Genomic DNA, 23,650 nt, shown 5'->3' with positions numbered 1-23,650 from the left:
TTATTGTTCCTTTTTGACAGGTCGTTGCCAATGACTGACTGATATTTGTTTGACACGCGATAATGTTAATTGATTTTCGGGGGTATCCCGAGTAATCGTTGACCCTGCACCAATCGTCGCGCCCGCACCAATCGTAACCGGCGCAACCAATTGCGAATCTGAACCGATAAATGCATTATCACCAATTATGGTCTTGAATTTGTTCACACCATCGTAGTTACAAGTAATCGTTCCGGCACCGATATTCACCTGTTGACCGATTTCACTATCACCAATATAGCTCAGATGATTCACTTTGCTGCCAGAACCAACAGTCGATTTCTTGATTTCGACGAAATTACCGATATGAACATGATCTGCCAGTTTTGCCTGCGGACGTAACCGTGCAAAAGGACCTACCCGGCTCGCCGGCCCGACTTCGGCCTCATCAATAATGCTGTTAGCTAAAATTTGCGCTCCCGCCTGTATTGTCGCATTTTTAATAATGCAATTAGGTCCAATGTTGACATTATCCGCAATCGTGTTTTTTCCCTCGAAAATGACATTGACATCAACGATAATATCTCGGCCTAAAGATTCAAAACTGCCGCGAACGTCGACACGACTGGGGTCGCGCAATGTTACACCATGTTGCATCAGCTCTTTAGCCCTACGACTTTGATAAACACGCTCAAGATACGCTAATTGCTCCCGATTATTGACGCCTAAAACCTCATCCTGACTTTCAGGCTGAGTTGTCTTAATCACAAGCCCGTCTTGAACTGCCATTTCAATCACATCGGTCAGATAAAATTCATTTTGTGCATTATTGCTTTCAAGTCGCGATAACCATTTTTTCAGTTTACCGCCATTAACCGCTAAAATTCCGGTATTGCCCTCTTTGATCTTTAGCGTCTCCATATCCGCATCTTTTTGTTCGACAATACGAATAACGCGACCTTCTGAATTTCTGACAATACGTCCATAGCCATTCGGATCATCAAGATTTACGGTCAGCAAGGCTAAACTGTCATCATCCACTTTATTGAGTAATTTTTCGATTGTGTGATGCTGCAACAATGGCACATCACCATATAGAATCAAAACCGTATCATCATCAGCGATATAATCGACTGCTTGTTGTACCGCATGACCTGTCCCTTTTTGCTCTTTTTGTTCTATCCATGTGGCATCAAGTTTCTCCAACTGACGTTTTACGGTATCACCACCATGTCCATAGATAATATAAATCGAATTCTTATCAAGTTTCCGACTAGTCTCATAAACGTGTTCCAGCAGAGGTGTTCCGGCAATGTCATGCAATACTTTGGGCAAAGCTGAACGCATCCTGGTCCCTTGCCCCGCTGCCAGAATAATTGTTTTTATTGCCATAGCATTTCCTATTGATTAGTTTATCTCAGTAGTGAACAGTTAACCTGGGTTATCCCGGTTAAAATACATAACCTTTTAGAATTTTAGATGAATTTATTGTGATTTAAACCATTCGGCAAAAAAAAACCCGCTATCATGACTGATATCGGGTTTTTTATTAAGCTTTATCAAAAAACGCTACATACCACGCTTTCTGAGTTTTTCCAGTGTTCTAAGCTGCATAATGGCTTCGGCCAATTCAGCTTGTGCTTTGGCATAATCAATTTTGCCCGATTTATCGCTCAAAGACTCTTCGGCTCTAGCTTTAGCTTCTAAGGCTGCCGCTTCATCAATATCTTTAGCACGAATCGCCGTATCCGCTAAAACGGTTACGACATGTGGCTGAACTTCCAACAACCCACCTGACACATAAAAGGACTGTTGTTCCGTTTCATTTACCTTGACCCGAACTTCTCCAGGCATTAATTTAGTGATAAACGGGGCGTGACGAGGCGCAATACCAACCTCGCCTAATTCAGCCGATGCGAAGACCATTTCCGCTAATCCCGAATAAATTTCCTTTTCAGCACTAACGATGTCTACATGTACTGTCATTGTCATGTCAGACTCTCTTATTTCATGTTTTTGGCTTTTTCAAGCGCCTCATCAATGGTACCGACCATATAAAACGCTTGCTCAGGAATATCATCGTATTCCCCGTCAATGATACCCTTAAAACCAGCAATAGTGTCTTTTAATGAGACATATTTGCCAGGTGCACCGGTGAAGACTTCAGCGACAAAGAACGGCTGGGATAAAAAGCGTTGAATCTTACGCGCACGGGCAACAGTCAGTTTATCTTCTTCTGACAACTCATCCATCCCCAAAATGGCAATAATATCACGCAATTCTTTATAACGCTGTAATGTCCCTTGTACGGCACGGGCTACATTGTAATGTTCTTCACCAATAACCAAAGGATCAAGCTGGCGACTACTGGAGTCCAATGGATCAATAGCCGGATAAATACCCAATTCCGCAATTTGTCTGGACAATACAACAGTCGCATCCAAATGCGCAAAGGTAGTTGCGGGTGAAGGGTCGGTCAAGTCATCCGCCGGTACATAGACCGCTTGGATAGACGTAATCGAGCCTGTTTTTGTCGATGTAATTCGTTCTTGAAGCACACCCATTTCTTCCGCCAACGTAGGCTGATAACCTACCGCTGAAGGCATCCGTCCTAACAATGCAGAAACCTCAGTCCCAGCCAAGGTATAACGATAAATATTATCGACAAAGAACAATACATCGCGGCCTTCATCACGGAAATATTCCGCCATCGTCAATCCGGTCAATGCAACACGTAAACGGTTTCCGGGTGGCTCATTCATCTGACCGTAAACCAGCGATACCTTATCGATAACGTTAGAATCGGTCATTTCATGGTAAAAATCGTTCCCTTCCCGCGTTCTTTCACCTACACCGGCAAAAACCGAGAAACCGCTATGCTCGATTGCAATGTTACGAATCAGCTCCATCATGTTGACGGTTTTACCCACACCAGCACCACCGAACAAACCGATTTTACCGCCTTTAGCAAATGGGCAGACCAGATCAATAACCTTAATACCGGTTTCCAATAATTCATTGGCAGGAGCCTGGTCTTCATAGCTTGGTGCTTCACGATGAATGACCCATTTCTCTTTTTCGCCAATTGGGCCTTTTTCATCAATCGCGTCACCTAACACGTTCATGATTCGTCCCAATGTTTCCTGTCCTACCGGTACTTTAATCGCTTCACCGGTATTACTGACTTCAACACCACGACTCAGTCCATCGGTAGTTCCCATGGCGATTGTACGAACAATACCATCACCTAATTGCTGCTGAACTTCCAGAACCAGTCCGACACTTTCAACATTTAACGCATCATAGACTTTTGGCAGGCTCTCGCGTGGAAATTCCACGTCAACCACCGCACCAATAATCTGAACGATTTTACCCAAACTCATTATTTCGTCCTCTTAATACTCTTTATAAATCAGTTATACCGCTGCGGCACCGCTGACGATTTCTGAAATTTCCTGCGTAATGGCGGCTTGTCTGGCCTTGTTATACACCAATTGCAATTCATCAATGATATTTCCTGCATTATCCGATGCACTCTTCATTGCAACCATTCGGGCAGACTGCTCGCAGGCATTATTTTCTACCAGACCTTGATAAACAATCGCCTCGACAAAACGGCTCAGCAAGATATCCAGAACCTCTTGTGCATCAGGCTCATACAAATAATCCCAATGCCCGGATAAATCCTCTTCCAGATCTGTTTCTGAAATCGGCAGCAATTTCTCAACACCGGGTTTCTGTGTCATGGTATTCACAAATTCATTGCTTGCCAGATACAGTGCATCAATCTCTTTCTGATAAAAGGCATCCAGCATCAACTTAATCAACCCAGCAATATCTTCCAGGTGCGGTGTATCACCTAGCTTAGTGACCTGCCCAACAATATTGGCATTGATACCACTAAAAAAACTGACTCCTTTGCTCCCAATGACAGCGACATCGATTTCGATTTTAGCCTGCTCCCACTCTTGAAAATGCTTCAAGATCACTCGAAACAGATTGGAATTCAATCCACCGCACAAGCCCCGGTCTGAACTGACGACGATGACGCCAACACGTTTAACATCTCGCTCCTGCAGGAATGGATGTTTATATTCCGGATTCGCATGAGCCAGATGTTTAATAATCTGGCTTATCTTTTTCGAATACGGCCGTGTTGCATCCATCTTTTCTTTTGTTTTACGCATCTTACTTGCCGCTACCATTTCCATAGCGCGCGTAATCTTCTGAGTATTTTTAATACTCGTAATCTGAGTGCGTATTTCTTTACCAACAGCCATTAAACTGCCCCTTTACCAGGTATTGTTTTTAATGAAATCCTCAATCGCGGAACGAATACCTTTTTCGATATCAGCGTTGTAATCACCGGTTTCATTGATTGTTGCCAATAAGTCAGCGTGTTCTGATTTCATATACGCCTGTAATGCGCTTTCAAAATCGCGTACTTTTTCAACCTCTAAGTCGTCAAGAAAACCTTCGTTAGCGGCATACAATGATACAGCCATTTCCGCAACCGACATTGGACTGTATTGATTTTGCTTCATCAATTCAGTTACCCGTTGACCACGCTCAATCTGTTTACGCGTACTCTCATCTAAGTCCGATGCGAATTGAGCAAATGCCGCCAATTCACGATATTGCGCCAAATCCAGACGAATACCGCCGCCCAATTTTTTAATGATTTTAGTCTGTGCCGCGCCACCTACCCGTGATACGGATAAACCCGCATTAACAGCAGGGCGAATACCGGCATTGAATAGATCGGTTTCCAGGAATATCTGTCCATCGGTAATTGAAATAACGTTCGTTGGAACGAACGCCGAAACATCACCACCTTGTGTTTCAATAATTGGCAGAGCGGTTAAAGAACCGGTTTTACCTTTAACTTTACCGTTAGTCAGTTTTTCAACTTCCGCGGCATTGATTCGAGCGGCACGCTCTAACAGCCGTGAGTGAATATAGAAGACATCACCCGGATACGCTTCACGACCCGGCGGGCGACGTAACAACAATGAAATCTGACGATAAGCCCAGGCTTGCTTAGTTAAATCATCATAGATAATCAGCGCATCTTCACCGATATCCCTGAAATATTCACCCATGGCACAGCCGGTGTAAGGTGCAATAAATTGCAATGCCGCCGATTCCGATGCTGACGCTGAAACGACAATAGTATGATCCATCGCGCCATGCTCTTCCAATTTACGTACCACGTTTGCAATCGACGAACGCTTCTGGCCGATCGCGACATAGATACATTTAATACCTGTGCCTTTTTGGTTAATGATAGCGTCGACTGCAATGGCTGTTTTACCCGTTTGACGATCACCAATAATCAATTCCCGTTGACCGCGTCCTACCGGAATCATCGAATCGATCGATTTCAAACCAATCTGGACAGGTTGATCTACAGACTGCCTGGCAATAACACCCGGTGCAATTTTCTCAATCGGCGAAGACAATTCCGTTTCAATCGGACCTTTACCATCGATTGGGTTCCCTAAAGCGTCAACGACACGACCTAACAGAGCCTCGCCTATGGGTACCTCCAAAATTCTCCCGGTACATTTTACGGTGTCTCCTTCGGTGATATGCTGGTACGCACCCAACATAACCACACCCACAGAATCTCTTTCCAAGTTCAATGCCATGCCATAAGAGCCGCCGGGAAATTCCAGCATTTCACCTTGCATGGCCTCTGACAAACCATGTACTCTGACGATACCATCAGTCACACTGACAACAGTACCCTCTGTATGTGCTTCAACCGAGACGTCAAAGCTTTCGATCTTCTTTTTGATCAGATCACTAATTTCAGATGGATTTAATTGCATTTTGTTTTTCCCACTCTATTGTTAGAGCCTTTTTTCTAATTGATGAAGCTGGCCGCTGATTGAACTGTCAATAACCTTATCGCCTGCTTTTGCCACAATACCGCCAATCAGTGTCTTATCGACTTTAACGGTTGCGTTAACTTTTTTACTCAACAGTTTTTCAAGGCTGGTTACAAACTTTTTCTGCTCGTCCTTCGTGATTGGATAAGCACTGTAAAGATCAACATTGATATATCCCTCATCTTCTGCCTTGTATTGTTCATACAACTCAGAAATTTGCGGAATTAATTTAAGACGATCATTTTCAATCAGAATCTTTAAAAAATTCTCTGCTTCGTCATGAATATAGCCTTTGCTGATATCCAGCATTAGCTGTAACAGCCGCTCTTTTTCAACCCGTGGATTATCGACGACAGCCTGCAACGCCTTATCTTGCATCACCTGCGCCAAAAAAGCCAATGAATCCGACCAGACGCCTGCCGCGCCAACTTCCTTCGCTCTTTTGAATGCCGCTTGCGCATAAGGTCTTGCTAATGTTGATAATTCAGTCATCGCTTAACCCAACTGTTCTGTGGCTTTTTCAAGAATTTCTTTATGCTTGGCCTTATCAATTTCTTCTTTAAGAATCTGTTCGGCCGCACGCAATGCCAATGAAGCTACCTGCTTACGCAATGCCTCTTTTGCCTGCTGCATTTCCTGCTCAATCTGCGCTTCTGCGGCCTGCAATATCCGCTCACCTTCTTTCTTGGCAGTTTCCTTTGATTCTTCGACGACTTCGTTTGCACGTTTCTGCGCCATACTGACGATTTCAGCGGCTTGCTCTTTAGCTTCTTTCAGCAAGTTTTTCGCTTTCTTTTCCGCCAGTTTAATTTCTTCCTGACCTTTTTCAGCAGCAGCAAGCCCTTCAGCAATTTTTGCTTTCCGTTCTTCCAGCGCCTCCATGATTGGCGGCCAAACGTACTTCATGGTAAACCATACCAGAAGTGTAAACGTTATCATCTGCCCGATCAGAGTAGCATTGATACTCATGATGCTTTCCTCATTGTGCTGTCGTTAATGGATTGATCTTAGCCTGCCGCAGACTGAACAGCTGAAAGGAACGGGTTTGCAAAAGTGAAAAACAACGCCATACCGACACCAATCATGGTTACCGCATCAAGCAAACCAGCTACGATAAACATTTTAACCTGCAACATAGGAACCAGTTCTGGCTGACGGGCTGCGCCTTCTAGAAACTTACCACCTAACAGGCCAAAACCGATTGCGGTTCCAACAGCGCCCATACCTAAAATGATACCCACAGCGATTGCAGTCAGGCCTTGTACTTCAGCAATTAAAGATGCGATTTCCATAAAATCTCCTCGTAATAGTAATTTCAGTAAAATAAAAAATTAGTGATCCTCATGCGCCATGCTTAAATAAACGATGGTCAACACCATGAATATAAAGGCTTGCAACACGATAATCAGAATATGAAAAATTGCCCATGGAAAACTGAGCATAGGTTGTATCAAAGGCGGCAATAATGCAATCAGAATGAAGATCAACTCACCGGCATACAAGTTACCAAATAGCCGCAGTCCCAACGATATTGGCTTGGCAATTTCTTCAACCACCTTCAATAGCAGATTAAAAGGCATCATCCACGGCCCAAACGGGGTACACGTCAATTCTTTGGCGAAGCCAAAAACGCCCTTTACTTTAATACTGTAGAAAATAATTAGCACAAAAACACTAATTGACATTGCGAATGTCGCATTCAGATCGGTACTCGGCACCACTCGCATATATTCCATGCCCATCAAACCAGCAATACCAGGCAATAAATCCACTGGAATCAGATCCATGAAATTCCACAAGAACACCCAGCAAAAAATAGTCAGCCCCAATGGTGCTATCAACTGGCTTTTGCCATGAAAAGTATCTTTCACTTGTCCATCGACAAATTCAACCAGCATTTCGGCAATATTTTGGGTTAAATTCGGAATCCCAGCCGTTGCCTTGTCTGCCTGGCCTTTAAAAAACCAGATAAACAGCCCACCTAAAAATGCTGAAAAGAACAAGGTATCCAAGTGCAATGTCCAGAATCCCTCACCTACCGTCAGGGGGGTTAAGTGATGCACAATATAACCTGTTGCTCCGCCTTCGCTAGCCATGTTTCCTCTCATTCATCAATCGCGCCACAATAGTAACGCCAACCAAAACACAGATGACACTGCCACATATCCTGCCAGCACCGCCAATAAATTCACCCCGGGGATTTGAAAAATAACGGCAAATAATGCCGCCGTCAAAATCAGCTTTGCTGTTTCCCCGCTATAAAAGGCACGCACTATCTTTTTCGCACCTTTATTCCTGCTCAAATAAATCTTCCAGGCAAAATAACCATTCGGTATCAAGGCAACCAATGACCCCAAAAGCGGAGACTTGGCACCTTCAAATCCACCTGACACAAAAAATCCCGATGCTACTACAATAGCCATCAGGACCTGCATCGCCAAAATCCTTGAGACAGTTGAAAAATGGTTTTCGACTGCCATCTTACATCCCCTCACACATCAAGCTTTCAAATTATATCCAGCCCCTCTCATTAAAGCAAGAAAACAATAACTTAGCCTGTCCTGAGGAACAATACGGCAGACCTGACCACACCTCGATCTAACGCGCTCAATCTATTGAATCTTTTCAATAATACCATCGAGCTCCTCAAGCGTGGTGTATTTAAAGACCAATTCGCCATGACCTCGGGGCGCATGTTTGATAATCACCTTGGTGCCGGTTTTTTCCATTAATTCTTGTTCCAACCGAACAATATCAGGGTCTTTCTTTGGTGCCGCCGGCTTCTCGGCTGTTTCGTTCGACTGCAATGCCTTAACCAGCTTCTCTACCTGTCTGACAGTCAGGCCCTGGCTGACGACTTTCGCAGCCATATCGCGCTGTAATGCTGGCTCCAGACTGAGCATAGCGCGCGCGTGCCCCATTTCAATCTGCCCTTTTGCCAACAGATTTTTTACCTCCGAATCCAAATCCAGAAGCCGTAGAAGATTGGAAATCGTCGTTCGGGATTTACCAATGGCTGTCGCCACCTGTTGATGCGTCAAGCCAAATTCATCCAGCAAACGCCGCAGAGCCTCAGACTCTTCCAATGGGTTCAAATCTTCACGTTGGATGTTCTCGATCAAGGTAATTGCCATCACGGCCTGATCATCCAGCTCCCGAATCAATACCGGAACTTCTTTTAATTGCGCCAGTTGCGCAGCACGCCAGCGCCGCTCTCCCGCGATAATTTCATATTTTTCATCAGCCAGCTGCCTGACCACAATGGGTTGGATGATGCCTTGCGCGATGATGGAGTCGGCTAATTCGCGTAATTTATCAGGATCCATATCCTGGCGCGGCTGATACTTCCCCCGTTGTAAAAATTCAATGGGCAAAAGCTGCCCCGTCTGCGACTTTTTATCTGCTGAAATAACTGGTTCAACATCGCCGAGCAGAGCATTCAAGCCACGCCCTAAGCCTCTTTTTTTTACTGCCATTATGTCTGCTCTTTCCGAATCATTTCTCCCGCTAAGGCAATATAGGCAACTGCCCCGCGTGACGATTTATCATACATTAAGACAGGCACGCCATGACTCGGCGCTTCCGCCAACCGAATATTACGCGGAATACAGGTTCGAAAAACCTTGTCGCCAAAAAATTCTTGCAATTGATCCGACACATCCTTAGTCAAGCGACTACGATTATCGAACATTGTCCGTAAAATTCCTTCTAGTTGTAGCCTGGGGTTCACTGTTTCACGAATATTTTTCAAAGTTGCCATCAATGCACTCAACCCTTCCAGCGCATAATATTCACATTGCATTGGAATCAGAACACTATCGGCTGCAACCATCGCATTCAAGGTCAGCATGTTGAGCGATGGCGGACAATCAATCAGAATATAATCATACGTTTTTTTAATCCCTAGCAAAGCATCCGCCAAACGGCGCTCTTTATTGGGCACTCCCATCAACTCTACTTCGGCGACAGTTAAATCTTCATTCCCGGGAATAATATCAAAGCCTATTTCAGAATTACTGATCACCATTTCCTGTGCTGGAATATCTTCCAATAACAAATCACAACTGGAATATTCAAGATCATCCTTAACCACACCGCAACCCATAGCCGCATTGCCCTGCGGATCCAGATCGATGAGTAAAACTTTTCGCTTAGCCGCCGCAAGCGAGGCCGCCAGGTTGACACTCGTGGTGGTTTTACCCACGCCACCTTTTTGATTGGTTACCGCAACGACCTTACCCATTATTTTGCCCCTCTATGCAAACTAAACATCTTTCCGCTTCAACCCCTGGCACCTTTAACGGGATTAATCGCCACGACTGAGCAAGATGCTGTAACTCCTGCTCAGGAGCGTGCCCTTTCATCGCCAGCAAAACCCCGCCTTTCGCTAGTAAATGTCGGGTTAAGGCGATAATTTTGGGTGTATCCGCAAATGCCCGCATAATCACAGTAGAAAATTTTTCCGTAGGCGAAAATTGCTCAACCCGCACATGCTTGACGATGACATTAGGTAGTTTCAATTCCAAAATAACCTGCTGAATAAATCGGGTTTTCTTGGCATTCGAATCCAGCAGCATAAACGCACACTGCGGTGCAAAAATAGCCAATGGAATACCTGGCAATCCCGCACCAGTACCCACATCAGCTACCGCGTTCCCTTTAAGATAAGGTAATACAGTCAGACTATCGAGTAAATGCAAACGTACCATATCTTCCGGGTCGCGTATTGCAGTCAGATTATAAGCCCGATTCCATTTTATCAACAGCGCCAGAAAATCCAGCAACGCATCCACCTGGGACGCCGAATAATCGACATTCATCGCCTGCAATCCATCTTCCAATAGCTTTCGACACCGCATCATCAGGCGCTTTTCTTCTTCAGATGAACCAATAATAATGAAATCGCGGCGGGCGTTATGCCAGGAATTCTCGACGCCTGCCCGAGTGTTTCAGGCCGCTGCTGCTTTAATTTTTCGCTCACCTCATTAGATAAACCGGAAACCTGAGTAAAATCCAGTGTTTCAGGCAACCGCAGATGATCATAACGCCGCGCTCGATTGATATCGGTTTGCTGGCGATCGATATAGCCGGCATATTTGGCTTGAATAGCCACTTGTTCGGCGACTTGCGGCAACAATTCCGGCGCATCATCAAGAAACTGCAGTAATTGCTCGATATCCACTTCCGGGCGCCGCAGCAACTCCATCAGACTGGCTTCCTTATTCAACTTCTTACCCCAAAACTGCTCGGCCTGTTGCGCCTGCTCGGTGCCAGCGCGAATCCATTTTTTGGATAACCCCTGTTGCAGAACAGCGATTTGCTCCCGCTTTTGCTCAAAAAAACGCCAACGCTCATCATCCACTAAACCCAATGCCCGGCCTTTTTCGGTCAAGCGTAAATCGGCATTATCTTCACGCAACAACAAGCGATACTCAGCCCGGCTGGTAAACATACGGTAGGGCTCACGCGTTCCTCGGGTAATCAAATCATCAATCATCACGCCAATATAAGCTTCATCCCGAGCCGGACACCAGCTTTCTTTTTCTTGTACCAAGCGCGCCGCATTCAGGCCAGCAATTAAACCCTGCGCGGCTGCCTCTTCATAGCCTGTTGTGCCATTGATTTGACCTGCAAAAAATAGACCCGCTAAATATTTGGTTTCCAATGATGATTTTAAATCGCGCGGATCAAAAAAATCATACTCAATCGCATAACCCGGCCGGATAATTTCAGCCTGCTCAAAACCTGTCATCGAGCGCACAAACCGATATTGCACATCAAACGGCAAACTCGTAGAAATACCGTTTGGATATACCTCATGAGTATTCAAGCCCTCCGGCTCGACAAAGATTTGATGTGAATCCCGATCGGCAAAACGCATCACCTTATCTTCAATCGAAGGACAATAACGCGGCCCTATCCCTTCAATCACACCGGTGTACATCGGCGACTGATCCAAACCGCCGCGAATAATGTCATGGGTTTCAGGATTAGTGCGGGTAATATGACACGGAATCTGCTCGGGATGATCCTCTACACGCCCCATAAAGGAAAAAACTGGCAATGGTGTATCACCTTGCTGCACTTGTAGTTTGCTGTAATCAATAGTACGGCCATCAATCCGCGGCGGTGTTCCAGTTTTCAGCCGATCGACGCGCAAAGGCAATTCCCGCAAACGTTCGGCCAATGCCACAGAGGCCGGATCGCCAGCCCGTCCACCGCTGTATTGCTCTAGACCAATATGAATCCGCCCACCTAAAAAAGTACCGGTCGTCAGCACCACAGCCTGTGCACTAAACGACAGCCCCATTTGCGTTTTAACGCCGATGACACGCTCGCCCTGCACAATCAAATCAGCTACGGTCTGCTGAAACAAAGCCAGATTCGGCTGATTTTCCAACATGCCCCGAATCGCTTGTTTATACAACACACGATCAGCCTGAGCACGGGTAGCACGTACGGCTGGGCCTTTACTGGCATTCAGAATACGAAACTGAATACCAGCCTTATCGATGGCTTTCGCCATAGTGCCGCCCAGCGCATCAACCTCTTTTACCAAATGCCCTTTCCCAATACCACCAATGGCTGGGTTACAACTCATTTGCCCCAATGTATCGAGATTTTGTGTCAGCAACAGTGTTTTTGCACCACTACGCGCCGCCGCCAGAGCCGCCTCTGTGCCGGCATGCCCGCCCCCGATTACAATTACGTCAAATTTTTTTTGGAAATTCACTGGTCAATACACTTCAAATGGGAATAAGATACTTTATCTCAAGGAAAAGCAACTCATATAAGGAATTATCTGCCCGGTTTCACAGTCAGAGAACTGTATATCTTAATGGTTTATGAGGAAAAAATCATGAAAAAACGAAACAAATCGAATCCGTTGCCGAGCTTCGGCCAACAGAACCCGGTGGCAAAATACGCCCGAAAATTTAACAAAGCGCATATTTTTAAAGACAAAACGCGCTATCAACGCCACAACAAACATAAAGGCCAGGAGCCTTTTCCAATTGTCTTAACGGGCATAGTAAATTAAGACAACTGGAAAAAGCTCCTTCCTTTAATCACAAGAGAATCATCTTGCCCACTAGAAAAAGGTAAAACTAATGCGCTTTGAAGATTGGCTACTGTGTGCCAAAAAATGGGTTAATCAATGGTTTGGGCGTTCATTTTTTGACCAAATTACACGCCAAAATGCCACTCGCTTATCGGCCTACTTTGAACGCGTAAAATTTAAACATAAAGACCATCCACTGATTCCCTGCATTCAAAAACAGCTGGACGAACTAAACCATACGGGTGACTGGGATAAGGTTAAGGCCATCGAGTTACTCATAGTGCCTTTACTCGACCCAGACGATTTGAATCTGGAATTACAATACCGACTCCATTATGCCGAACTTTACTTGCCTGAATATGAATATAGCTTTTTTAAAAACCAATTTGAGCGTCACGCTCAACCTTTAGAATCATCACAAAATTCAGTCGATACAGAATCAGATGCTTTAAGCCACAAACAAGCCTTATTGACAAAATTATTAATTAGTTTGCAGAAGTTTTACGAAGACCGACAACTGCGCAGTATTTTTGCTAATAAAGCACGCTTTAAAATCGGCTTACTATTTGGCTTATCGATCATCCTCAGTGTATTTTTACTCGCCATTGGCATTTTACATCCCGATGGTATTTATCAATATTGCACAAATTATTGCCCCGAATTTACTTGGTTAAACTCCATTACCGCCGATACGCCAGATCTTGCCGAAACCAAATCTGCCAAAATCCAACTCCATTTTGCGATTACCGCTCTGATGACCGGCTATATGGGAGCATGCTTCAGCATGCTGATTTCTTTAAAAAGCAGAATCGAAACCATCACACTTAAAGAACTGGAAAACCTGCATAAATTACATTTTATTGTAACTCGAATTATTACCGGAGTCGGTGCCGCCTTGATTTGTTATTATTTTTTCCGCGCCCGCGTCATAACCGGCAGCGTTTTCCCTGACTTCACTAAACCTGAAGAAATTGACCTCAATTCTAAAAGTTACTTTACCTTGATAATCTGGAGCTTTATCGCTGGTTTTTCTGAAAAACTCGTTCCCAGCATCTTATCCAAAACCGAAGGTCAATTGGCCAATAATCAATAACCTTATTGATATAAATCTTTCAATTCACCTTCATTCTGCGTTTTTCGCGTTTTTTGTCGAGCATTGTTTTCAGCAAATGCCTGATACAGCTTTTTACCGTCCCAAGGCTTTGTTTCCGGCGCGTACAGACTAGCCATCAACACATCGATCTGATCGCGCAGCCGTGCTTCGCAATGTGCCTTGATCGCACTTAAACTGCTGACACCAAAGGCCTGCTTCCCCCATTCCAATAGAATCTTCTTCGCCGCCTGAGCATCATTGTCATAACATACCTGTTTTAAAGTCTTGTTCAACACAGAAAAATCCTGCGTATCAGCTGTTTTTTGTTCAGGCTTTTCCGTATGTTTTTTTCTGTGCCAGAACACACCCCCCAGTGTCAACAGCCAGGCACTGCCGAAAAATACCGCCAATCCGCGCCACAGGCTAGCATTTCCAGATGACTGAGCAGATAGCTCAGGACACACGTTAGCTGCTGTTTTTTGCGGTGCTGTTGGCAACGTGCCTGTGCTGTCTTGTGCAGCTGGCGACGATGCCGGTGCCATTTTAACTGCCAACGCCTGTATCGTCACCGCTGGCAGACTCAAGACTTCTTCCTGCTCAGTTTTACTGTTAAACCAATGGATTTTAATTTCAGGTAATCGATATTCCCCGGGTTTCGATGGAATCAAGGCAATCTTTTCTTCCCGGAAGGCAATCAGACCATCTGCTTTTTTTTGTTCACGTAATACCGGCTGATCGGGATAACTTTTCAAGCCCTCAATCTCAATATCGGGCCACAATGTGGGTAATTGGCTATCCGTCGCGCCTTTAGCTAGCAGCGTTAAGGTGCGCGTCAAAGGCTCACCAACATTGACAGTCAAGCTGCCTTCTGACCATTGTTCCTGTAACACAACTTGCTCGGCCGGCAACCAATGACCATGATAATCATTCGGAATAGCTTTGACATTTAATTCGACAGACTCAGATAGTATGCGCTTAGGTACGGTGAGCTGCGAACCAAAAAAACCGAAACGACGCTGCCGTCCGCTAATGACTTCAGCTATTAAAATCACAGGCTTTATCACTTGCCGACCACTTTTTTGTGGAAATATCGCATAACGCCGTTCGGTGACCCGATACCGCACACCCTTGATGGCAGTATCAAAGTTTTTATCTTCACCCAAGCGCTCGATCACCGCATCATCCAGTTCCGGCTCGTCCAGACTGGCCTGACTGATAGCCACTTTGCGATAAAAGCGCAGCGTGTAAAGCAATTGACTCTGCACATAAGGCGCACGCGTATTCACATCCACCGTTAAAAACAAATCACGATCTTCGCTGACATTTTGTGGTGACATGACGTCAATCGTAAGTGGATTGGAACTATCATCACCAAATGCAATTGGCGGAATCTCGAGCCGCCCTATACGCTTTGCCATCAATACCAGCGTCCATTGTATCAAGCGGCTGGTTTTACCATTTATCCGTTGTATCTGATTATTTTGTGCTTGATTGATAATGGTAAAATCCTGTCGTAATGGCGAAAAATCAGGCTCGCCGTCCGGTGATTCATTCGCACTAAAAACAAGCTGAAACGATTCATTCAAGGCCACCGGATTGCGATCGACCGTCGCCGTAATCGTCGCTGAAAAAACAGCACCGACCGGCATCAAAAAACTGATCATTAAAATAATAACTCTGTACATTTATTGCCGCCGCTGTTGATATTGATAGCGAAACTTCCGCCTTAACAGGCCCGATGGCTCATCCGGAATGCGATTGAGCCACTGCTCAACGGCCTGCTGATCTTCATTGGGTTTTTTCGCTTCCGATGTTGTCACCGCTTTTTGTTCGGCGTCAGCTTTAGATTCATCCGCCGGTTGTTTAGCCTTAGCCTGCTTTTCTTCATCTCGTACCGATTCTTTTTTATCTTTAGGCGAACTTTCCGTTTGTTTAGAACTATCGCCCCGCTGATCTTTCAGTTGTTCGCCGTTATCCGATTTAGATTGATCCTGCACTGAGTTTTGTTCAGCATTCTGTGACGTATCAGACGAGTCCTGTTGATTCTGATTTTGCTGATTTTTTTGCGACTCTGATTTTTTTGAATCCGACGACTGTTGTTGCTTCTGTTGCTGTTGTTTCAACAATTTTTCAATCAGTTCTTTATTTTTCTTCGCAGCCTCAAAACCTGGCTTTTTGGCCAACGCCTGCTGATAGGCTTCAATCGCCGCCTTCAATTTTCCAGCCTGCGCCAGCGCATTGCCTCGATTATAATCCGCCTCGGCACTGTTTTGTTGCTGCCAAATCTTTGCGGCCTGTTCATATTTCCCAGCCTTGTACAATGCCGCTGCTCGCCAATCTGGCTGTTTAAACAATTCAGCGGCCCTCTCAAATTGTTGCTGCTTAAACGCCTGTTGCCCACGCTGATCATCGGTTTTCCATAATTTTTGCCACACTTCCGAGTGTTCTGTCGCCCAACTGCTTTGCGGCAGCGGCAATAACACCAACAAGGCTAAACACAACAGACCTTTGCGAAAACCTAAAGCTGCTAGCGGTACAACCAGCCACAACAGATACGGTCCAAAGTCGCGCCATACATTGAGTTTTAACTGAGCATCTTTAGCCCCCTGAGCTTTCGCAGCACGATCGAAAAAATGCGTCAAGGTTTGAATATCACGATCATCGGCAGTCATACTTTGAAATATACCGCCACTCAGACTGGCCAGCTTTTTCATCGGCTTCACCTGTAGACGCGCAACGATGATGTTGCCGTTTTTATCCTTCAGAAAACCACCGCCTGTTTGTTTAATCGGTGCGCCCGTTTCAGTACCCACCGCCAATACCGATATACGATAAGGACCACGTGTCTTTTCCAACGCCGCAGGATCTATCGCTTCAACCGCATCGGTGACCAATAAAATATCGCCCTGTTGAATGCCAGCCTGCTTTAACAAATCGACACTCTGCCGAATGGCCGCCAGTGTATTACGCCCCTGTATCGGCATAATATCGGTATTGACACCGCTAACTAGATTTAAAATAGTTTCCACATCATCGGTTAATGGTGTCACCACAAACGCCTGTCGGGTGTATACGAGCAAGGCACTTTGCCCATCTTTGCGCTGACGCAGTAAATCGGTGATTTTGTAGCGGCTGCGTAGCAAGCGGCTCGGTTTGATATCGTCGGCATCCATGCTAACCGACAAATTCAGTGCAATCACCAAACCGGTATCGTTACGAAATGCCGGTGCAGGTAACCGCTGCCAGGTCGGCCCAGCGAGGGCAATTACCGCTAACACAAAAGCCAAGCTCAACGGCCAGAACACGCGCGCCTTCGCCCGACCACCAGCGCGTGTTTGCAACAGATAGGGTAATAATTCGGCATCACACACATTCAGCCAATTACCCTGTCGTTTATGCTGACGCAATAACCACAGCGCCAAAACCGCTAATGGAAGCAAGGCCAGCAGCCACTCCGGCCGGAGAAAATGAAAATCACTGTTAATCATGTACGCGCCCTCGCCACCACGACAATCGTGGCAAACAGTAAGGCCAGCGACAAAGGCCAATAAAACAATTCACTGCGCGGCCTAAAATACACCTGATCGGTTTCCACCGGTTCCAATTGGTCGAGGATATGATAAATCTGCGCCATTTCCTGACTGTCTCGCGCCCTGAAATAACGTCCGCCGGTTTTTGCCGCGATGGCTTTCAGGGTTTTTTCATCCAGATCACGAGAGGGATTCACCCGCCGTGCACCAAAAAAATCACGCACGATCATTTCATCCGCGCCAATCCCGATGGTGTAGATTTTAAGCTTAAATTGTGCGGCTAACTCCGCCGCTTGCAAGGGGTCAACCGCACCGGCAGTATTGGCACCGTCGGTCAGTAAAATCAATACCCGACTGTCGGCCGGGTGATTTTTAAGTTTTTTAACGGCCAGACCGATCGCATCACCAATCGAGGTTGCCGGATCATCATCGGTAATACCAATAAAGGCCTCATTCAACAAGCGAATAACCGTTTGTCGGTCGAACGTTAAAGGCGCCTGCAAATAGGGTGTCGTACCAAACAAAATCAAACCGATGCGGTCACCGACCCGCCGCGCAATAAATTCGCTAGCGACCTTTTTGACGGCTGTCAAGCGATCAACACGATAATCATCAATCACAAAATCCTGCACATCCATACTGCCGGAAACATCCACCGCCAGCATCAAATCTCGACCACTGACGGCCTGCTCTATCGGTTCCCCCAGCCATTGCGGCCGGGTTGCGGCGGCAACCAACAAACACCAGGCTAAAAATGCCAGCCAAAACAGTCCTGCCCTAACCTGTATCCGCGCATCGGCCTGCAAAACATTAAAATCTTGCAGAAAAGGCACTTTTAAAGCCGCCCCGGATTCGCTGCTAACCTCGCTCAATCCATAACGAACCAGCAGCGGCAGTGGCAACGCCAATAAAAACCAGGGCCATGCAAAATGTATCATCGTTGTCGTTTTATCCACTGATCACAAAGCTGAAACAAAGCCGCCATATCCAAGTCATCCGGCTCATCCGGACGATATTGCGCCTCTGCCAGATAGCGCCCCGGACCTTGGCTGAACGACTGCCCCGGCAGCGACTGATCCAGATAATGCAGCCAGCGCTCACCGGTCAATCCCGCAACCGCAGACCCCTGCCGGGTACTGATGGCCACCCGCCGCAATAAGGCGGATAGCGCCGCCAGTTTTTGCCGAGGCGTCAAGGCTTTGTTCTGCTGAATCTGTCGCAATAACTTCCGTGCCACTTTAACCGCCGTTTTGCGCCTGAGTTGTTTAATCAAGCGCCATAACCCGTAAAGCAGCAAAGGCACTAACAACACCAATAGCCACCAGCCAATAGCCGGCGGCCACCAACTAATAGCCGGGGGTAACACAATATCCTGTAACGGTAACGCATTCGCCATCAGCTCAATATCCTGACTGGGTCATCCTGAGTACTGCACGACACAAAGCGCATATTGTATTTGCGGCTGATGTGCTCAAGGTAGGTCTTACGGGCTTGAAAATTCTGTTGATAGCACAACAAGCGCTGCCGGTCTCTGGCGTCAACCAACAACTCTCGCTCACCATCGGTAAAATAATACCGACCTGATGGCGGCAACGCTTTCTCCAACGGATCAAACACCTGAATCAGCGCGACATCACAATGTCGCGCCAATTTGAGTAAGGCTTTTTCGGCACTTTGAATGCCACGAAAATCACTGATTAAATAAATCCGGCTACCAGGCCGAGCATGATGCTGCAAACGCATCAACACCGTCGTCAAATCGGTAACCGCCGATGCACTTCCATCACTCAATAATTTAAGATATTTAAGTACCGCCGAGCGCCCATGCGCGGGTTTTATTTCCCGACAAGTATTATCACTAAAAATCTGCCCGCCGACCCGATCACTGCGTTGCAACGCAGCCCAGGCCAATAATGCCGCCAGTTGTTTGGCCTGCACCACTTTGAATACACCGCGGGTGGCAAATTGCATGGTTTGCCGATTATCGACGGAAATAAATACCGGACATTCCCGCTCTTCCCGGTAAACCTTGGTATAGGGTTTATCCGTTCGGGCTGTGACTTTCCAATCTATGCTGCGAATATCATCGCCAGGCTGATACAAGCGGCTTTCATCATATTCCATGCCCCGCCCCTTGAACGCCGAGAGATAACCTGTCCCCTGGCTGGCACGCACCCGAAAACGATCGGCCTTTATCATCCGAGCATAGGCTCCAAGCCGGATTAAACCGGGCAGGTCGATCTGGATACGTTGCTGTGGAAGCCGCGGAATAATCGGCTTCACGGCACCGGTACGCGGTTAATTAATTCTTGAATAAAGCGGTCGCTGCTGATGTCATCGGCTTCTGCTTCATAGCTCAAAATCAAGCGATGCCGTAATACATCAAACGCGATTTCCTGAATATCTTCAGGGCTGACAAAGTCGCGCTGATGCAACCAAGCGCGGGCACGGGCACATCGATCCAATGCAATGCTGGCCCGCGGACTGGCACCATATTGCAGCCAATTCGCCAAATCTTCTCCATAAGTTGAAGGATTGCGCGTCGCCAACACCAGTTGCAATAAATACTGCTCTAGAGGCTCGGCCATATAAATATCCAACACTTCTTGTCGAGCACTAAAAATGGTCTGTTGGCTGATTGGCGTAAACGGCGTTTTTTGCGTGCTTTTTTCGCCTTTCGCTTCACGTCTAGCCAGTTGCAAGATAGCCTGTTCATGCTCGGCTTCGGGGTAATCGATCTTAACGAACAATAAAAAACGATCCAGTTGCGCTTCAGGCAAGGGGTAGGTACCCCATAAGCGCCAACTTAAGCCCCCAACCACTTGATTAAACACGACTTACGCCCAGCTCTCTGCATTGTCGAATCATTCCCAAAATCGGTTCAGGTAGACTCTGCAACGAACGTTTGCGCTTCGTACCCCATAAGGCGTTCGCTAACGCGAATCATTTCAAATAATCACGCTCGGGAAAGCGTTCTTGCTTCGGAAAACAGGCGTTCAATCCTGATTTAATGTCCTCAGCAATCGTTTTATACAAACGCCAGGGTGTCAATGCACGCGGCCCATCCATTTTCGTCAAGGCCTTGGTAAAACACCGCTGCGCGATCTTTTCCGTAACCACCGCATACAGAAGTTTGCCCTGTAAATACAATTCGGCCAATTGACTGTCTTTACGGGCACGTAATTGATTGATCGCCAACAGGCTTTTCAGCCGTTTGATCACCAATTCCACCTGCCAGCGTACACGATAGAGCGCGGCAGCCGTTTCGGTGCTGAGCAACTCGACCGGCACGGACGTTAAAATTAAGACCCATTCACTGAGATAGAGCGTTTTTTCCTGGGCTGTACGTCCTTTGTTCTGCGCTCTGAGTTTCGCTTTACGCCGGGCTTGCGCCGCTTTTTCGGCAGGTAACGGAACCGCATGTACCGTGCAGGCGATTCGTTTAGTATCATGGCACAAATAAACCGGAATAGCCCCCGCTTGTTTCCCGAGACGTTGTAATTTCGTTTCCCAGTCAATTTTTATCATTTTGCCGTGCTCGTCAAGCTCGTATAAATTCATGCTGTGTGCGTTATAGCGCAGCACAATATCGCCACCTCGGTCAATAAAAGGCACCAACGACTTCGGTTGATTGTAGCCACGATCAATCAACACGACATCGCCCGATTCCAGCACATAATGGTCAAGGCTTTCGCCAATCTTGTCCGTACTGACTTCAACCTGGCGCAATGTCAGTGAAATCAAATCTATCGCGATATGTAGCCGATACGTGGTTTCTGTCGCACCGGGTTCCTGCACGGTCGAGCCATCAATAATAACGAAGCTTAATGAACCACTGTCAACCACCTGATGCAACCCAAATACGCCCGATAGCAAGGATTTTACCCAAGGAACGCAGGCCGCCAGTCTTTTTTACCGCCGTATCACTTAAGTGAGCCCTGTAAGTGAGCCACCTCGCCGGCGCAACTCCGCAAGGAGAAATCCAGACCACAGTAGAGCATCACCAACTGTAACAGTTGTAAGGGCGAACGGATCTTGCGCGCACGCGTGAAGGCTTTAAATTCATAGGCTTGTTGTTGATAATCTTCTGGAAGTTCTTGCACAAATTGTTCAAAACGAGTATCTATGTGAGGTGGCTGCTTTTTCATAGGGTTTTCACTTTTGTCGGCAAAAGACTCTATGTGGTGGCCACACCTTTATTTTTCAACACGTAATCAATGATTTAATGGCTTAAGTTGGCGCTTATGGGGTAGGTACCCTCCTGCTCTAACGGGTTTTGTGTCGCCATCACCATAAATAATGGCGCTAATGGATAAGTCGTACTGCCAACCGTGATTTGCCTTTCAGCCATCGCTTCCAGCAACGCCGCCTGCACTTTGGCTGGCGAACGGTTGATTTCATCGGCCAAAATCAGATTATGAAACAAAGGCCCTTTTTGAAATTCAAATATGCCTTGTTGTGGTCGGAAAATTTCGGTACCGGTTAAATCCGCCGGTAGCAGATCCGGGGTAAATTGAACCCGGTGAAAATCGGCTTCAATGCCTTTACTCAGTACATTGATAGCTCGGGTCTTAGCTAGCCCTGGCGCACCCTCGACCAACATATGGCCATCGGCCAACAAAGCGATCAACATCCGTTCAATCAATGTTTCCTGACCGATAATATGCGCATCAATGAATTGATTAAGTTGCTGAAAATCTAACTGCGCCGGTGTTTGCACAGAATCTGTCATGTCTGTTCCCTGTTTGTTAAGGTAAAACTGCGCTATGTGATGAAAAAATCAAATAAAAGTTCCTGAGAAGCTGTTATACAAACCGTTCCAGAATCGCATCCAGAAAATCCCAGCCTTTTGCGGTACAAAAAACCCGTTGTTGTTCAATCGCCAACAGACCTTGTTCAACACAGTGCGATAAGGCCGGCTCCAACCGGCTGGCCGGTAAACCTGTGCGTTGTTGAAAATCAACCCATTCAAAACCCTGTTTCAACCGCAACTGATTCATCATAAATTCTAAAGGTAATTCTTCATCTACAATGTTTTGTATTGAACGCAGCGAGTCTTGAGACAGATATTGCCGGGGATTTTTCGCTTTTAGCGTACGAATAATATCACCGGGTAACTGACGGCTGATTTTACCGTGCGCACCGGCACCTATCCCTAAATAATCACCAAAACGCCAATAATTCAGATTATGCTGACACTCTTTACCTGGCTGGCTGTAAGCTGAAATTTCATAGTGCTGAAAACCGGCTGCCATGAGTCGTTGTTGGCAACTTTTCTGAATCAGGTACAGCGCATCATGTTCGGGTAAAGGTGGTGGATAGCGATAAAACAGCGTATTCGGTTCCAGGGTTAACTGATAATAGGAGAGGTGAGTCGTTTTGAATGATAAGGCCGTTTCAATGTCCGCTAGAGCTTCAGCTTCTGTTTGCTCTGGCAGGCCAAACATCAAATCCAGATTAATATTGTCAAAACCCGCCTGCTGCGCCATCTCAATCGCCGCCATTGCTTCACGGGCGTTATGCACGCGGCCCAATCGCTTTAAATGCTTATCTTGGAAACTCTGAATACCTATCGACAAACGATTAATGCCCAGCGCCTTAAAATCAGCAAACTTGCCGCTTTCAAACGTGCCGGGATTCGCCTCCAGAGTAATCTCGACATCACCACTAAATGGAATCTTCTGCCGAACACCCTCAAGCAAACGATGCAACGATTCTGGCGCAAACAAGCTGGGTGTGCCGCCGCCGATAAAAATTGATTGGACAGGCTTGGGTTTTACCAACAGTTCAAGGTCTTGGTTTAAATCCATCAACAGCGCATCCACATAAACTGCCTCGGGGAAATCATCTTTTACCGCATGCGAGTTAAAATCACAATAAGGGCATTTTTGGATACACCAAGGAATATGGATATAAAGACCAAGTGGAATGGGTGTTGACATTGCATTATTATAACCCACTTCAGCTGCAATGATTTCAAGACAGTCTCAAAAAAATTGGGTATAATTACCCGCTCACCACGCGCCCGTAGCTCAGCTGGATAGAGCGCGGCCCTCCGGAGGTTACAGTCATCCGGTTTTTGGGCTTTAGGGTA

The 23,650-nt window shown here is 46.3% G+C and carries 24 protein-coding genes and 2 pseudogenes; 2 read left to right on the top strand and 24 right to left on the bottom strand.

The annotated features are described in order from the left end of the window. The 14 genes from glmU to mnmG all read right to left on the bottom strand — a co-directional run bounded on the left by glmU (position 1) and on the right by mnmG (position 12,606). A complete protein-coding gene (glmU, locus tag JEU20_RS06970) occupies positions 1–1,371 on the bottom strand; it encodes a bifunctional UDP-N-acetylglucosamine diphosphorylase/glucosamine-1-phosphate N-acetyltransferase GlmU (RefSeq protein ID WP_198244503.1) in 1,371 nt (456 codons plus the stop codon). Between the two features lie 177 nt (positions 1,372–1,548). After that, the gene (locus JEU20_RS06965) at positions 1,549–1,971 is read right to left on the bottom strand and encodes a F0F1 ATP synthase subunit epsilon (protein ID WP_198244501.1); all 423 of its coding nucleotides are present in this window, start codon (positions 1,969–1,971) and stop codon (positions 1,549–1,551) included. Positions 1,972–1,982: 11 nt separating this feature from the next. Continuing rightward, a complete protein-coding gene (gene atpD / locus JEU20_RS06960) occupies positions 1,983–3,362 on the bottom strand; it encodes a F0F1 ATP synthase subunit beta (protein ID WP_198244499.1) in 1,380 nt (459 codons plus the stop codon). Positions 3,363–3,395: 33 nt separating this feature from the next. Beyond that, positions 3,396–4,259 carry a F0F1 ATP synthase subunit gamma gene (gene atpG / locus JEU20_RS06955; protein WP_198244497.1) on the bottom strand — a complete coding sequence of 288 codons (864 nt, stop codon included), beginning with the start codon at positions 4,257–4,259 and terminating at the stop codon, positions 3,396–3,398. A 12-nt stretch (positions 4,260–4,271) separates the two neighbouring features. Then, positions 4,272–5,813 (bottom strand): F0F1 ATP synthase subunit alpha, encoded by a 1,542-nt coding sequence (gene atpA, locus JEU20_RS06950; protein WP_198244495.1) that lies wholly within the window; start codon positions 5,811–5,813, stop codon positions 4,272–4,274. 21 nt (positions 5,814–5,834) lie between these two features. Continuing rightward, on the bottom strand, positions 5,835–6,365 hold the full coding sequence (locus tag JEU20_RS06945; RefSeq protein WP_198244493.1) for a F0F1 ATP synthase subunit delta: 531 nt from the start codon (positions 6,363–6,365) through the stop codon (positions 5,835–5,837). A gap of 3 nt (positions 6,366–6,368) precedes the next feature. Beyond that, positions 6,369–6,842, bottom strand: a complete 474-nt coding sequence (locus tag JEU20_RS06940; RefSeq protein WP_198244491.1) for a F0F1 ATP synthase subunit B — start codon at positions 6,840–6,842, stop codon at positions 6,369–6,371. A gap of 38 nt (positions 6,843–6,880) precedes the next feature. Further along, positions 6,881–7,165, bottom strand: coding sequence for a F0F1 ATP synthase subunit C (atpE, locus tag JEU20_RS06935; RefSeq protein WP_198244490.1), 285 nt, complete (start codon positions 7,163–7,165; stop codon positions 6,881–6,883). 39 nt (positions 7,166–7,204) lie between these two features. Beyond that, positions 7,205–7,969, bottom strand: coding sequence for a F0F1 ATP synthase subunit A (gene atpB, locus JEU20_RS06930; protein WP_198245934.1), 765 nt, complete (start codon positions 7,967–7,969; stop codon positions 7,205–7,207). 15 nt (positions 7,970–7,984) lie between these two features. After that, positions 7,985–8,353 carry an ATP synthase subunit I gene (locus tag JEU20_RS06925; protein ID WP_198244489.1) on the bottom strand — a complete coding sequence of 123 codons (369 nt, stop codon included), beginning with the start codon at positions 8,351–8,353 and terminating at the stop codon, positions 7,985–7,987. Between the two features lie 132 nt (positions 8,354–8,485). Further along, a complete protein-coding gene (locus tag JEU20_RS06920; RefSeq protein WP_198244488.1) occupies positions 8,486–9,349 on the bottom strand; it encodes a ParB/RepB/Spo0J family partition protein in 864 nt (287 codons plus the stop codon). Beyond that, positions 9,349–10,116 (bottom strand): ParA family protein, encoded by a 768-nt coding sequence (locus JEU20_RS06915; protein WP_198244487.1) that lies wholly within the window; start codon positions 10,114–10,116, stop codon positions 9,349–9,351. The genes JEU20_RS06920 and JEU20_RS06915 overlap by 1 nt, the downstream gene beginning before the upstream one ends. Then, positions 10,109–10,735: a 16S rRNA (guanine(527)-N(7))-methyltransferase RsmG gene (gene rsmG / locus JEU20_RS06910; RefSeq protein WP_198244486.1), complete on the bottom strand. Its 627-nt coding sequence runs from the start codon at positions 10,733–10,735 to the stop codon at positions 10,109–10,111. Before rsmG ends, JEU20_RS06915 begins: the two co-directional genes overlap by 8 nt. Continuing rightward, complete coding sequence (mnmG, locus tag JEU20_RS06905; RefSeq protein WP_198244485.1) at positions 10,735–12,606, bottom strand: tRNA uridine-5-carboxymethylaminomethyl(34) synthesis enzyme MnmG; 1,872 nt, start codon at positions 12,604–12,606, stop codon at positions 10,735–10,737. The genes rsmG and mnmG overlap by 1 nt, the downstream gene beginning before the upstream one ends. Positions 12,607–12,732: 126 nt before the next feature. Here mnmG and JEU20_RS06900 point away from each other — a divergent pair, with 126 nt between their 5' ends. After that, entirely contained in the window at positions 12,733–12,912 is a 180-nt protein-coding gene (locus JEU20_RS06900) for a DUF7230 family protein (RefSeq protein WP_198244484.1), read from the top strand. 70 nt (positions 12,913–12,982) lie between these two features. Then, entirely contained in the window at positions 12,983–14,026 is a 1,044-nt protein-coding gene (locus JEU20_RS06895; RefSeq protein ID WP_198244483.1) for a hypothetical protein, read from the top strand. Positions 14,027–14,028: 2 nt separating this feature from the next. Here JEU20_RS06895 and JEU20_RS06890 read toward each other — a convergent pair whose 3' ends face one another. The 10 genes and pseudogenes from JEU20_RS06890 to hemW all read right to left on the bottom strand — a co-directional run bounded on the left by JEU20_RS06890 (position 14,029) and on the right by hemW (position 23,498). Beyond that, complete coding sequence (locus tag JEU20_RS06890) at positions 14,029–15,711, bottom strand: BatD family protein (protein WP_198244482.1); 1,683 nt, start codon at positions 15,709–15,711, stop codon at positions 14,029–14,031. Next, positions 15,712–17,514 (bottom strand): VWA domain-containing protein, encoded by a 1,803-nt coding sequence (locus JEU20_RS06885; RefSeq protein ID WP_198244481.1) that lies wholly within the window; start codon positions 17,512–17,514, stop codon positions 15,712–15,714. Then, complete coding sequence (locus JEU20_RS06880; RefSeq protein WP_198244480.1) at positions 17,511–18,494, bottom strand: vWA domain-containing protein; 984 nt, start codon at positions 18,492–18,494, stop codon at positions 17,511–17,513. The genes JEU20_RS06885 and JEU20_RS06880 overlap by 4 nt, the downstream gene beginning before the upstream one ends. Beyond that, positions 18,491–18,952, bottom strand: a complete 462-nt coding sequence (locus JEU20_RS06875; protein ID WP_198244479.1) for a DUF4381 domain-containing protein — start codon at positions 18,950–18,952, stop codon at positions 18,491–18,493. Before JEU20_RS06875 ends, JEU20_RS06880 begins: the two co-directional genes overlap by 4 nt. Then, entirely contained in the window at positions 18,952–19,839 is an 888-nt protein-coding gene (locus tag JEU20_RS06870) for a DUF58 domain-containing protein (protein WP_245395140.1), read from the bottom strand. The genes JEU20_RS06875 and JEU20_RS06870 overlap by 1 nt, the downstream gene beginning before the upstream one ends. After that, positions 19,836–20,348, bottom strand: a pseudogene (locus JEU20_RS06865) (AAA family ATPase); the annotation flags it as partial. The pseudogene JEU20_RS06865 and the gene JEU20_RS06870, both read right to left, overlap by 4 nt. A gap of 151 nt (positions 20,349–20,499) precedes the next feature. Beyond that, positions 20,500–21,432, bottom strand: coding sequence for a transposase (locus tag JEU20_RS06860; protein ID WP_245395139.1), 933 nt, complete (start codon positions 21,430–21,432; stop codon positions 20,500–20,502). A 47-nt stretch (positions 21,433–21,479) separates the two neighbouring features. Further along, positions 21,480–21,704, bottom strand: coding sequence for a hypothetical protein (locus tag JEU20_RS15135; protein ID WP_198245627.1), 225 nt, complete (start codon positions 21,702–21,704; stop codon positions 21,480–21,482). 95 nt (positions 21,705–21,799) lie between these two features. Continuing rightward, a pseudogene (locus JEU20_RS06855) lies at positions 21,800–22,288 on the bottom strand (AAA family ATPase); the annotation flags it as partial. 73 nt (positions 22,289–22,361) lie between these two features. Next, positions 22,362–23,498, bottom strand: coding sequence for a radical SAM family heme chaperone HemW (gene hemW, locus JEU20_RS06850; protein ID WP_198244477.1), 1,137 nt, complete (start codon positions 23,496–23,498; stop codon positions 22,362–22,364). Between the last annotated feature and the right edge of the window lie 152 nt (positions 23,499–23,650).

This window comes from methane-oxidizing endosymbiont of Gigantopelta aegis (assembly GCF_016097405.1).
Classification (GTDB): domain Bacteria; phylum Pseudomonadota; class Gammaproteobacteria; order Methylococcales; family Methylomonadaceae; genus Methylomarinum.
The sequence above is the reverse complement of the archived record's forward strand: the minus strand, read 5'-3'. Positions and strand labels throughout refer to the sequence as shown.